10 protein-coding genes are annotated in these 11,983 nt (G+C 71.1%); 7 read left to right on the top strand and 3 right to left on the bottom strand.

Translation table 11 applies throughout. The features are described 5' to 3' along the window. The first annotated feature begins 20 nt into the window (after nucleotides 1-20). Nucleotides 21-725 (top strand): HAD family hydrolase, encoded by a 705-nt coding sequence (locus tag OG618_RS09820; RefSeq protein ID WP_329486942.1) that lies wholly within the window; start codon nucleotides 21-23, stop codon nucleotides 723-725. Nucleotides 726-1,080: 355 nt separating this feature from the next. Continuing rightward, nucleotides 1,081-2,694, top strand: coding sequence for an ABC transporter substrate-binding protein (locus OG618_RS09815; RefSeq protein ID WP_329486941.1), 1,614 nt, complete (start codon nucleotides 1,081-1,083; stop codon nucleotides 2,692-2,694). Nucleotides 2,695-2,793: 99 nt separating this feature from the next. On the opposite strand, the gene OG618_RS09810 is transcribed toward OG618_RS09815, so the two are convergent. Next, complete coding sequence (locus tag OG618_RS09810; protein WP_329486940.1) at nucleotides 2,794-3,465, bottom strand: response regulator transcription factor; 672 nt, start codon at nucleotides 3,463-3,465, stop codon at nucleotides 2,794-2,796. Continuing rightward, entirely contained in the window at nucleotides 3,466-4,380 is a 915-nt protein-coding gene (locus OG618_RS09805) for a RecB family exonuclease (RefSeq protein ID WP_329486939.1), read from the bottom strand. It abuts the gene before it with no gap. A 172-nt stretch (nucleotides 4,381-4,552) separates the two neighbouring features. Here OG618_RS09805 and OG618_RS09800 point away from each other — a divergent pair, with 172 nt between their 5' ends. The 3 genes from OG618_RS09800 to OG618_RS09790 all read left to right on the top strand — a co-directional run bounded on the left by OG618_RS09800 (nucleotide 4,553) and on the right by OG618_RS09790 (nucleotide 7,528). After that, nucleotides 4,553-5,773, top strand: a complete 1,221-nt coding sequence (locus tag OG618_RS09800) for a site-2 protease family protein (protein ID WP_329486938.1) — start codon at nucleotides 4,553-4,555, stop codon at nucleotides 5,771-5,773. A gap of 45 nt (nucleotides 5,774-5,818) precedes the next feature. After that, nucleotides 5,819-6,781 (top strand): tRNA (adenine-N1)-methyltransferase, encoded by a 963-nt coding sequence (locus OG618_RS09795; RefSeq protein WP_329486937.1) that lies wholly within the window; start codon nucleotides 5,819-5,821, stop codon nucleotides 6,779-6,781. Between the two features lie 141 nt (nucleotides 6,782-6,922). Continuing rightward, a complete protein-coding gene (locus tag OG618_RS09790) occupies nucleotides 6,923-7,528 on the top strand; it encodes a hypothetical protein (RefSeq protein ID WP_329486936.1) in 606 nt (201 codons plus the stop codon). 272 nt (nucleotides 7,529-7,800) lie between these two features. Here OG618_RS09790 and OG618_RS09785 read toward each other — a convergent pair whose 3' ends face one another. Beyond that, complete coding sequence (locus tag OG618_RS09785) at nucleotides 7,801-8,103, bottom strand: ferredoxin (protein WP_329486935.1); 303 nt, start codon at nucleotides 8,101-8,103, stop codon at nucleotides 7,801-7,803. A gap of 285 nt (nucleotides 8,104-8,388) precedes the next feature. On the opposite strand from OG618_RS09785, the gene arc reads away from it, so the two are divergent. Next, entirely contained in the window at nucleotides 8,389-10,155 is a 1,767-nt protein-coding gene (arc, locus tag OG618_RS09780) for a proteasome ATPase (protein ID WP_329486934.1), read from the top strand. 229 nt (nucleotides 10,156-10,384) lie between these two features. Continuing rightward, complete coding sequence (dop, locus tag OG618_RS09775; protein WP_329486933.1) at nucleotides 10,385-11,896, top strand: depupylase/deamidase Dop; 1,512 nt, start codon at nucleotides 10,385-10,387, stop codon at nucleotides 11,894-11,896. The last annotated feature ends 87 nt before the right edge of the window (nucleotides 11,897-11,983 follow it).

The raw sequence follows: 11,983 nt of genomic DNA, 5'->3' as shown, positions 1-11,983 counted from the left end.
CGGACGGAAGGACCCGCGCCATGACCACCATCTCCACCGCCACCCGGACCCTCGACCACGGCGACGGCCGGGGCCTCCAGGCGGTGCTGCTGGACATGGACGGGACGCTGGTCGACACCGAGAACCTCTGGTGGCAGGCCGAGGCCTCGCTCTTCGCCGAGCTGGGCTACACGCTCGACGAGAACGACCGCGCCCACGTGGTCGGCGGCCCGATGAGCCGGGTGATCGACTACCTGCTGGCCGCCACCGGCGTGGACCTCGCGCCGGCCGATCTGACCGTCCTGATCAACCAGCGCTTCGTGGACCTGCTGGGCGGCGGCGTGCCACTCATGCCGGGCGCCGAGCGACTGCTCAACACCCTTGCCGCGCACGGCGTTCCGACCGCCCTGGTGTCCGCCTCGCACCGGCACGTGATCGACATCGTGCTGCGGTCGCTGGGCGCCCACCACTTCGCCTTCACGGTCGCCGGGGACGAGGTGCCGCGCACCAAGCCGCACCCGGACCCGTACCTGGAGGCGGCGCGGCGACTGGGGGCGGAGCCGGGCCGCTGCGTGGTGGTGGAGGACGCGCCGACCGGTGTCCGCGCGGCGGAGGCGGCCGGCTGCCCGGTGATCGCGGTGCCGTCGGTGGCGCCGATCGAGCCGGCACCCGGGCGCCTGGTGCTGCCCTCGCTGGAGGGCGTCGATCTTGAACTGCTCCGCTCGCTCGTCGCCTCGCGAGTGTGATTGTCGTCTCATTGCGGAGACCGCTTACCGCCCGGTACGTGGTCGGCCCCGTCCGCTCACGGTGAGTCCCCGGGGAGAAAACGGGCATTGCCTGACAACTCGTCGAATGGTCGCGCCCACACCGTCCCCTCGTGTCCCAACTGTCACCTGTACGGGTATCGGTGGGGTCTGTTCGATATGGCACGCTACTCCAGTTCGTTCCCCACCCCCGAGCCCTGCCATCGCCGCTGACGGGCAACCCCGTCCTGCCCGCGGTCGCACGGCGCCCGGTCCGTGCACGACCTCCACGACCCCGGAGGATCAACCGAGCGCGGGCCGCCGGCCCCGGCCGGACCGCACCCGAAGGACGCGACCCGTGAAGACTTCAGCTGAACGACTGGCAGTGCTCGGCTGCGCCGGCCTGGTGGCCGTCTCGGTGGCCGGCTGCGGCTCGGTCACCGACGCCGTCAAGGGGGACGGCGACAAGGCGATCACGATGGGGACCACCTCGGTCACCAACACGCTGGACCCGGCCGGCGCGTACGACGCCGGCTCCTGGCTGCTGCTGCGCAACACCTTCCAGTCGCTGCTGTCCTACCCGGCCGCCTCCAGCACCCCCGGTCCGGACGCCGCGCAGTCCTGCGAGTTCACCGCGGGCGACGTCACCCAGTACCACTGCACGCTCAAGGGCGGCCTGAAGTTCTCCAACGGCCACGCGCTGACCGCCGCCGACGTCGCCTTCTCCATCGACCGGACGAAGAAGATCGCCGACCAGAGCGGCCCGGCGGGCCTGCTGGAGTCGATCAAGTCGGTCGAGGCCAAGGGCGACACCGAGGTGGTCTTCCACCTCTCGGCGCCGGACGCGACGCTCCCCGCGAAGCTCGCGGGCCCGGCGGGCGCCATCGTCGACCAGGAGGTCTTCCCGGCCGACAAGCTGCTCGCCAACGACAAGCTGGTCGGCTCCGGCCCGTACAAGATCGACTCGATCGAGACCACGACCATCGAGGGCGGCGCCAAGGTCCCCGGCAAGGTCGCGCTGTCCCCGAACGACAAGTACACCGGCGACGCCAAGCTCCGGAACAAGAAGTTCACCCTCCGGTACTTCGACAAGCCGGCCGAGCTGAAGGCCGCGCTCGACAAGGGCGACATCGACCTCGCCGACAACAGCCTGGAGCCCAACACCGCGGCCCAGGTTCTGTCCGACCAGCAGGGCGGCAAGAGCGACCTGCAGGTCGTCGAGGGCGACAGCAACGACACCCGCTACCTGGTCTTCAACACCAAGGACGCGACCGGCGGCAACGTCGCCGTCCGGCAGGCCGCCGCCCAGCTGATCGACCGCAAGTCGCTCGCCCGCGACGTCTTCGCGCGCACCGTCCAGCCGCTCTACTCGATGGTCCCGGCCGGTGTCGCCGGCCACAACACCGCCTTCTTCGACAAGTACGGCGACCAGGACGTCACCAAGGCCAAGGCGATCCTCACCGCGGCCAAGGTCCCGATGCCGGTCAAGCTGAACCTCACCTGGTCGCGTTCGCGCGCCGAGGGCGCCGAGGCCGACGCGCTGAAGAAGCAGCTGGAGGCCGGCGGCGTCTTCCAGGTGACCGTCCAGCACGAGGCGGACTGGGACGTCTACAAGAAGGGCTGGGTCGAGGGCAAGTACCAGGCCTACACCATCGGTTGGTTCGCCGACTACCCGGACGCCGACAACTACGTCGCGCCGCTGATCGTCGAGGGCGGGGCCTACCACCACGGCTGGGACGACCCGCGGATCAGCCAGAAGCTGGTGCCCGAGAGCCTCAAGCAGGCCGACCGCGCCGCCGCCGCCGCCACCTACGCGCAGATCCAGGGCATCGTCGCCGACAACGCGCCGCTGATCCCGCTGTTCCAGAACAAGGCCTTCTTCGCCTCGCGTTCGAACATCACCGGCGTGGAGTCGACCGTGGACACCACCGGCTTCTTCCGCTTCTGGGAGATCGGCCGGCTCGGCAAGTGACCCGTTCCACCGGGTGACCCTCAGCACGGTGGCCCGTCCACTCCCCCCAGGGTGCAAGGGGAGCGGACGGGCCACCGTCATGTCCGGACCGGTCCGGGCTCAGAGCGCGCCGGGGCGCACCAGCCCGCTCTCGTACGCGTAGACCGCGGCCTGGACCCGGTCCCGCAGCTGAAGCTTGGTCAGCACATGGCCGACGTGCGTCTTCACCGTGGTCTCGCTGACGAACAGCTCCGCCGCGATCTCCGCGTTCGACAGGCCGCGCGCCACCAGCTTCAGCACCTCCAGCTCACGCTCGGTCAGCGCGTTCAGCGCCTGCGGCGGCGCCTCCTCGCCCGAGGGCAGCTTGGTGGCGTACATGTCCAGCAGCCGCCGGGTGATGCTCGGCGCGAGCATCGCCGCGCCGTCCGCGACCACCCGGATCGCCTGCACCAGCTCCTCCGCCGGCACGTCCTTCAGCAGGAAGCCGCTGGCGCCCGCGCGCAGCGCCTCGACCACGTACTCGTCGAGGTCGAAGGTGGTCAGCACCAGGACCTTCGCCGGGCCGTCGCGGCCCGGGCCGGCGATCCGGCGGGTCGCCTCCACGCCGTCCATCCGGGGCATCCGGATGTCCATCAGCACCACGTCGGGCTGCAGTGCCCGGACCTGGTCCAGCGCCTGCTGACCGTCGCCGGCCTCGCCGACCACCACCAGGTCGGCCTCGGCCTCCAGGATCATCCGGAAACCGGTGCGAAGCAGCGGCTGGTCGTCGACCAGCAGCACTCGGATCGTCACCTAGGACTCCTTGCTCATCGGATCCCCCGTGGGATCGTCCTCGTCAGACGTTCGTGCCGTCGGCAGCGGCAGCGGGTACGGCGGGGGAGTGCCGCCGAACTCCGGGCAACTGGCCTGGTGGTCGCACCAGTCGCAGAGCCGGTTGCGGGTCGCGGGGAAGTCGCCGGTGGCCACCGCCTCGCCGATCCGCTCCCAGAGCGCCTGCAGCTTGCGCTCCACCGCGAGCAGGTCGGCCTCGTCCGGGTCGTAGCTGACCACGTCCCCGCCCCCGCCGAGGTAGACCAGCTGCAGCCGCTTGGGGATCACGCCCTTCCACCGCCACACCACCAGCGCGTAGAACTTCATCTGGAACATCGCCTTGCCCTCGAAGTCCCGCGAGGGCGCCCGGCCGGTCTTGTAGTCCACCAGCCGCACCTCGCCGGTGGGCGCGACGTCGACCCGGTCGATGTAGCCGCGCAGCAGCAGCCCCGACTCCAGGGCCGTCTCCACGTAGAGCTCCCGCTCCACCGGATGCAGCCGGGTCGGGTCCTCCAGCCGGAACCAGCGCTCGACGAGCTTCTCGGCGTCCGCCAGCCAGCGGGTCAGCGCCGCGCCGTCCGGGTCCTCCGGGAACAGCGAGACCAGCTCCGGGCGCTCGCCCAGCAGCCGCTCCCACTGCGGCCGCAGCAGCCCCAGGGCCCGCTCCGGCGTCCGGTCGGCCGCCGGGCTGTCGAACAGCCGCTCCAGCACCGCGTGCACCAGGGTGCCCCGGGTCGCCGCCGCGCTCGGGGGCTCCGGCAGCTTGTCGATCACCCGGAGCCGGTACAGCAGCGGGCAGGTCAGGAAGTCCCCCGCGCGGGACGGGGACAGGCCGGTCGGCGGCGCCGGTGGACGCGCCGGGGCCACGACGGCGCTGCTGGTGTCGGTCTGCTGCATACCCCGACCCTATTGCCCTGAGCTGTCATCCCGCTGCCACGGTGCTGCCACACCGGCCTCCCAGTGGGTATGAACCCTGCGAGAGGGGCGCGCGACGGCACCCGGCCCTGATCACGTAGCGTGGGCGCACCGGCGCACGGCGCACGACAGTGAACCGACCGAAGGGATCACGGTGAGCGACAGCAGGGGGCGTCAGACCTCCGACCGGCCCCCGCAGGACGGCGACTCCCGGCCCGGTCCCCGGCCGCCCGAGGAGCCGGAGGGCCGCAACGGCATCCTGATGGGCCGGCCCTTCGGCGTACCCGTCTACGTCACCCCCTCCTGGTTCGTCATCGCCGCGCTGATCACCTGGGTCTTCGGCGGCCAGCTGGAGAACGTCCTGCCCGGGCTCGGCGCCAACCGCTACCTGGTCGCGTTCTTCTTCGCGGTGGCGTTCTACGGCTCCGTCCTGATCCACGAGCTCGCCCACACCGTGGTCGCGCTCCGCTACCGGCTCGGGGTCCGCCGCATCCGGCTGCAGTTCCTCGGCGGCGTCTCCGAGATCGAGAAGGAGGCCGAGAGCCCCTGGCGGGAGTTCTGGCTGGCCTTCGTCGGCCCGCTGCTCTCGCTGCTCCTCGGCGGCGTCTTCTACCTCGCCGTCCAGGCCGTCGAGCTCTCCAGCGTCCCCGGGGTGCTGCTCACCGGCCTGATGATCTCCAACCTCGTCGTCGCCGCCTTCAACCTGCTGCCCGGCCTCCCGCTGGACGGCGGGCGGATGCTGCGCGCCGTCGTCTGGGCCGTCACCGGCCGGCCGATGACCGGCACCGTCGCCGCCGCCTGGGCCGGCCGCGTGCTGGCCGTCGCCGTCCTGATCGGCCTGCCGCTGCTCGGCGCCGCCCGCGGCGCCGACCGGACCACCACCGACACCCTGATCGACGCCGTGCTGGCCGCCGTCCTGGCCGTGATCATCTGGAACGGCGCCGGCGCCGGCGTGCAGCAGGCCCGGCTCAAGGAGGTGCTGCCCGACCTGCGGCTGCGCGACCTCGTCCGCCGGGGCGTCGAGGTCAGCGCGGACACCCCGCTGGGCGAGGCGCTGCGCCGGGTCCGCGAGCAGCAGGCCGGCGCCGTCGTCGTGGTCGACGGCCGCGGCGACCCGATCGGCCTGGTCCGCGAGTCCCAGGTCCGCGAGGTCCCCGAGCACCGCCGCCCCTGGATCGCCGTCGGCGCACTGGCCCGCGACCTCGAACCGGGCCTGCGGCTGCCCGTCGAACTCGCCGGCGAGGACCTGCTGCGCGCCCTGCGGGCCCACCCGGCCACCGAGTACCTGGTGGTGGAGGCCGACGGCCGGGTCTACGGCGTCGCCACGCTCAGCGACATCGAGCGGCGGCTGACCGCCGCGATCGCCGGCCGGTGATCATCGTGGTCGGGCGGAGCGCCTGCTTCCCTTAGGATTGTCCGCATGTCCGAACCGACCGGTGCCACCCGCCGACGCGGGCCCTTCCAGGTCGGGGACCAGGTCCAGCTGACCGACCCGAAGGGCCGCCACTACACGTTCACGCTCCAGGCCGGGAACCAGTTCCACACCCACAAGGGTGCGTTCCCGCACGACGAGCTGATCGGCGCCCCCGAGGGCACGGTCGTGCGCACCACGGGGAACGTCCCGTACCTCGCGCTGCGCCCCCTGCTCCCCGACTACGTCCTGTCCATGCCGCGCGGCGCCGCCGTGATCTACCCGAAGGACGCCGGGCAGATCCTCGCCATGGCCGACATCTTCGCCGGCGCCCGCGTGGTCGAGGCCGGCGTCGGCTCCGGCGCGCTCTCCACCTACCTGCTGCGCGCCGTCGGCGACACCGGCATGCTGGCCTCCTACGAGCGCCGGCAGGACTTCGCCGACATCGCCCAGAGCAACGTCGAGCGCTACTTCGGCGGGCCCCACCCGGCGTGGAAGCTCACCGTCGGCGACCTCCAGGACAACCTGGTGGAGTCCGACGTCGACCGCGTCATCCTCGACATGCTGGCCCCCTGGGAGTGCCTGGACGTCGCCTCCAAGGCGCTCGTCCCCGGCGGCCTCATCTGCTGCTACGTGGCCACCACCACGCAGATGTCGAAGACCGTCGAGGCGCTGCGCGAGCACGGCACCTTCACCGAGCCGCAGGCCTGGGAGACCATGGTCCGCACCTGGCACCTGGAGGGCCTGGCCGTCCGCCCGGACCACCGGATGATCGGGCACACCGGCTTCCTGCTCACCTCCCGCCGCCTCGCCGACGGCGTCGAGCCGCCGCTGCGCCGCCGCCGCCCGGCGAAGGGCGCGTACGGCGAGGACTACGACAACGGCTCGGCCGAGCCGAGCCTGCAGGAGCGCGCCGCCGCCCGGGCCGCCGCCCGCACCGGCGACGTCGAGCAGCCGGAGCGGCTCGGCTGACGGTACGTCCACCAGGGGTGGTACAGCGGGTTTCGCGCCCGCGTACCACCCCTTCGTGCTACCCCCGCACCCGCGCCACCCCCCGTCCACGCCGGTGTGGGACGATGCTCGCTCACACCGACCCACTGGAGGGGACGCCTGGTGGAGACCGCGGTCACGGCGAGGGTTGAGCAGCAGACACCGCAGGCCCGCAGCGGGCCCGGACACGCCCGATCGGCCCCCTGGCACTGGGCCCTCGCGATCGGCGGCTGCGCCGCCGTGGTGGCCACCGTGCTCGCCGCGGATCCGGCCACCGGGACGCCGAAACCGGCCCGCCCCGCCGTGAAGGCCCTCCCGGCCGCCGCCGCGCCCGATCCGGCCAAGGCCGAACTCCCGCTGGACTGCGGCCCGTTCCCGGTCAAGATATCCGTCAGTTTCGCCGCCGACCTCGGGGACGGCCGGCCCGGTACCGTCGCCGCCGCGCACTGCGCGGCCGAGAACGGCACCCCGCCGGACGCCGTCTACCTGCTCGGCACCGGCCCCGACGGCCGGCCCGTCGTGGTGGCCACCCTGCTCTCCGAGCGCGAGAACCTCACCGTCGGAAGGCTCGGCCTGCGCAGCGACGGCACCATCACCGGCCACGCGCAGGGGTACTCCGGCGACGACGTGCCGCGGTTCAGCCCGGACATCTCACTCGACCTCACCTGGACGCGCAAGGACGCCGGCTGGAACCGCTCCCAGACCACCGCTCCACTGGCGCAGGCCTGACTGCTACTCGCCCGCTCGCCTCCGGGGCTGTGTTCTCGCCCGCTCGCCTCCGGGGCGCTTCGACCCGGCGCCGACGGTCGGCGCTCAGTGTCCTCGCCCGCTCGCCTCCGGGGCGCTTGACCCGGCGCCGACGGTCGGCGCTCCAACACCCCTCGTTCCTCGGGGTGTCCTCGCTTCTCCCTTTCGGCACCGGCGCGCCCCTTCGGCTCGGGGCGGGATCGCGGTCGCCTCGGGGCGGGTGCCCGCCGGGCTCAGGGGTCCGCCGGCCCGGGCTACTCGGCGTCCGGGCCGTAGACCTCGGCCCGGTCGGAGACCCGGCGCACGTGGATGCAGTCGCCCGGGCAGTCCTTCACCGAGTCCACCACGTCCTGAAGCAGCGTCAGCGGCACCGGCACGGTCTCGCCGGGCTGCTGGCGCAACTCGTCGTCCGAGCCCTTCACATAGGCGAGGCCGTCGATGTCCAGCTCGAAGACCTCGGGCGCGTACTGCGCGCAGATGCCGTCGCCGGTGCACAGATCCTGGTCGATCCACACCTCCAGCGCTTCGCCGGCCTTCGCCTCTTCGGTCACCGACATGGTCCCCTGCCGTTTCTGTCCCGGGTCGCCCCCAAATGGGAGGCAATCCCGCCATTCGTACAACGATCTGACCGCGACCCTCGGTCGCGATCGGATATCGACTCGTTCGACGATACATCTGGTCGGCTTTGGGTGGTGCGCGCTGGGTATCCCCTAAGCAGAGGGGAAGCACGCGAGGGCGAAGATCGGACACGCCCGTTCCATCTTTCTTGATCTAGGGGTTTACGGACCCCTGGTCCCAGGTAGGGTCTGGAAGCGTCCAGCTCCCCGGAGGAGGTGAGGACCGTGGCAGCCCACGATGACGACTACAACCGCAGCACCGGCCGGCCCGCTCGTGGTTCCGACGAGGCCGCTCAGGTCTCGTACCTTGAGCAGGAAATCGCCGTGCTGCGCCGCAAGCTCGCCGACTCGCCGCGCAATTCGAGAATCCTCGAAGAGCGGATCGTCGAGCTCCAGACCAACCTGGCCGGCGTGTCCGCCCAGAACGAACGGCTCGCCTCCACCCTGCGAGAGGCCCGCGACCAGATCGTGGCCCTCAAGGAGGAAGTGGACCGGCTGGCACAGCCCCCGGCCGGATTCGGCACCTTCCTCAGCCAGAACGAGGACGGCACCGCCGACATCTTCACCGGGGGGCGCAAGCTCCGCGTGAACGTCAGCCCCAACGTCGACCTCGACGAGCTGCGGCGCGGCCAGGAGGTGATGCTCAACGAGGCCCTCAACATCGTGGACGCGATGGCCTTCGAGCGCATCGGCGACATCGTCACCCTCAAGGAGGTCCTGGAGGACGGCGAACGCGCCCTGGTCATCGGCCACACCGACGAGGAGCGGGTGGTGCGCCTCGCCGAACCGCTGCGCGAGCTCACCATCCGGGCGGGGGACGCCCTGCTGCTCGAACCCCGCTCGGGCTACGTCTACGAGGTCGTGCCCAAGTCCGAGGTCGAGGAGCTCGTCCTCGAAGAGGTCCCCGACATCGACTACCGCCAGATCGGCGGCCTCAGCAACCAGATCGAGCAGATCCGCGACGCGGTCGAGCTGCCCTACCTGCACGCCGAGCTCTTCAAGGAGTACGAGCTGCGCCCGCCCAAGGGCGTCCTGCTCTACGGCCCGCCCGGCTGCGGCAAGACGCTGATCGCCAAGGCGGTGGCCAACTCGCTCGCCAAGAAGGTCGCCGAGGTCACCGGCCGGCCCCAGGGCAAGAGCTACTTCCTCAACATCAAGGGTCCCGAGCTCCTCAACAAGTACGTCGGCGAGACCGAGCGGCAGATCCGCCTGGTCTTCCAGCGGGCCCGGGAGAAGGCGAGCGAGGGCACCCCCGTCATCGTCTTCTTCGACGAGATGGAGTCGCTCTTCCGCACCCGCGGTTCGGGCGTCAGCTCGGACGTGGAGAACACCATCGTCCCCCAGCTCCTCGCCGAGATCGACGGCGTGGAGGGCCTGGAGAACGTCATCGTCATCGGCGCCTCGAACCGCGAGGACATGATCGACCCGGCGATCCTGCGGCCCGGCCGCCTGGACGTCAAGATCAAGATCGAGCGCCCGGACGCCGAGGCCGCGAAGGACATCTTCTCCAAGTACCTCAAGGGCTCGCTGCCGTTCCACCCGGACGACCTCAAGGAGCACGACGGCTCCGTCGAGGCCACCGTGGTGGCGATGATCCAGGCGGTCGTCGAGCGGATGTACACCGAGACCGAGGAGAACCGCTTCCTGGAGGTCACCTACGCCAACGGTGACAAGGAGGTCCTGTACTTCAAGGACTTCAACTCCGGCGCGATGATCCAGAACATCGTCGACCGTGCGAAGAAGATGGCCATCAAGGACTTCCTCGACCACGGCCAGCGGGGCTTGCGCGTCTCCCACCTGCTCGCCGCCTGCGTGGACGAGTTCAAGGAGAACGAGGACCTGCCCAACACCACCAACCCGGACGACTGGGCCCGGATCTCCGGCAAGAAGGGCGAGCGGATCGTCTTCATCCGCACGCTCGTCACCGGCAAGCAGGGCGCCGAGTCCGGCCGCTCCATCGACACCGTCGCCAACACCGGGCAGTACCTGTAACCGCACCACTCCGGGCCGCCGGCAGCGGACCCCGGACCAGCACGCACCCCGTCCGGCTGTGGCGCCTCGCGGCCCCGCAGCCGGACGGCGCGTCTCGGGGCCCGCCTGTCGGTGCCGCGTTCTAGGCTCGACCCACCGTTCGCGGGCACACGGCCCGCGTCGGTGTTGTTCAGCGGTACGTCAGCGTGTTCCGCCCGTGGGGGGCGGTACACCGGGCAAGGAGGGCCGCATGACCGTACGGCGCGTGATGGGCATCGAGACCGAGTACGGGATCTCCGTACCCGGGCACCCCAACGCCAACGCCATGCTCACCTCGTCCCAGATCGTCAACGCGTACGCGGCGGCGATGCACCGGGCACGGCGGGCCCGTTGGGACTTCGAGGAGGAGAATCCGCTGCGCGACGCCCGGGGCTTCGACCTCGCGCGCGACGTGGCGGACGCCAGCCAGCTGACCGACGAGGACATCGGCCTCGCGAACATCATCCTCACCAACGGCGCGCGGTTCTACGTGGACCACGCGCACCCCGAGTACAGCTCGCCCGAGGTGACCAACCCGCGCGACGCCGTGCTCTGGGACAAGGCCGGCGAGCGGGTCATGGCGGCCGCCGCCCAGCGCGCCCTGGAACTGCCCAACGGGCAGACGATCCACCTGTACAAGAACAACACCGACAACAAGGGCGCCTCCTACGGCACCCACGAGAACTACCTGATGAAGCGGGCGACGCCGTTCGCCGACATCGTCCGCCACCTCACCCCGTTCTTCGTCTCCCGCCAGGTGGTCACCGGCGCCGGCCGCGTCGGCATCGGCCAGGACGGCTCGGCGAACGGCTTCCAGATCAGCCAGCGCGCCGACTACTTCGAGGTCGAGGTCGGCCTGGAGACGACGCTCAAGCGGCCGATCATCAACACCCGCGACGAACCGCACGCCGACGCCGAGAAGTACCGCCGGCTGCACGTGATCATCGGGGACGCCAACCTCTCCGAGATCTCCACCTACCTCAAGCTCGGAACCACCTCCCTGGTACTGGCGATGATCGAGGACTCCTTCATCGCCGCCGACCTCGCCGTCGACCAGCCGGTGCGCACCCTGCACCGGATCTCCCACGACCCGTCGCTGAAGCACCTCATCACGCTGCGCAACGGGCGCCGGCTCACCGCCGTCCAGCTCCAGCTGGAGTACTTCGAGCTGGCCCGCAAGTACGTCGAGGACCGCTTCGGCACCGACGCCGACGAGCAGACGGTGGACGTCCTGGCGCGCTGGGAGGACGTGCTGGGGCGGCTGGAGCGCGATCCGATGTCGCTCTCCCGGCAGCTGGACTGGATCGCCAAGCGGGAGATCCTGGAGGGCTACCGCAGCCGCGACGCGCTGGAGTGGGACAACTCCCGGCTGCACCTGGTCGACCTGCAGTACAGCGACGTACGGCCCGAGAAGGGCCTGTACAACCGTCTGGTGGCCCGTGGGCGGTTCGAGCGGCTGCTGACCGACGAGGAGGTCGCGCGGGCCGTCTCCAAGCCTCCGGAGGACACCAGGGCCTATTTCCGCGGGCGCTGTCTGGAGCAGTACGCGGACCACGTGGCAGCCGCCTCGTGGGACTCGGTGATCTTCGACCTGCCCGGCCGCGACTCGCTCCAGCGGGTCCCGACGCTGGAGCCGCTGCGCGGCACCCGCAACCACGTCAAGGAGCTGCTGGACCGCTGCCGCACGGCCGAGGACCTGCTCCGGGTGCTGGCCGGCGGGTAACTTTTCGATCACCACGGGTGAACGTCCGCCGAATGGGAATCATCCGGGGTGACAGCGGGTGTTGGACAGGAAGCGCCACGGCAAACC

The sequence above is a fragment of the Kitasatospora sp. NBC_01246 genome (genome assembly GCF_036226505.1).
Taxonomy (GTDB): domain Bacteria; phylum Actinomycetota; class Actinomycetes; order Streptomycetales; family Streptomycetaceae; genus Kitasatospora.
Note: the sequence above shows the minus strand (reverse complement) of the source record. Positions and strands in the feature narration are given on the sequence as shown.

What these genes read in the sequence shown, in the direction of transcription:
- OG618_RS09820 (WP_329486942.1), top strand. Translation starts at nt 21, where the DNA reads ATGACCACCATCTCCACCGCCACCCGGACCCTCGACCACGGCGACGGC.
- OG618_RS09805 (WP_329486939.1), bottom strand. Translation starts at nt 4,380, where the DNA reads ATGCAGCAGACCGACACCAGCAGCGCCGTCGTGGCCCCGGCGCGTCCA.
- OG618_RS09795 (WP_329486937.1), top strand. Translation starts at nt 5,819, where the DNA reads ATGTCCGAACCGACCGGTGCCACCCGCCGACGCGGGCCCTTCCAGGTC.
- OG618_RS09785 (WP_329486935.1), bottom strand. Translation starts at nt 8,103, where the DNA reads ATGTCGGTGACCGAAGAGGCGAAGGCCGGCGAAGCGCTGGAGGTGTGG.
- dop (WP_329486933.1), top strand. Translation starts at nt 10,385, where the DNA reads ATGACCGTACGGCGCGTGATGGGCATCGAGACCGAGTACGGGATCTCC.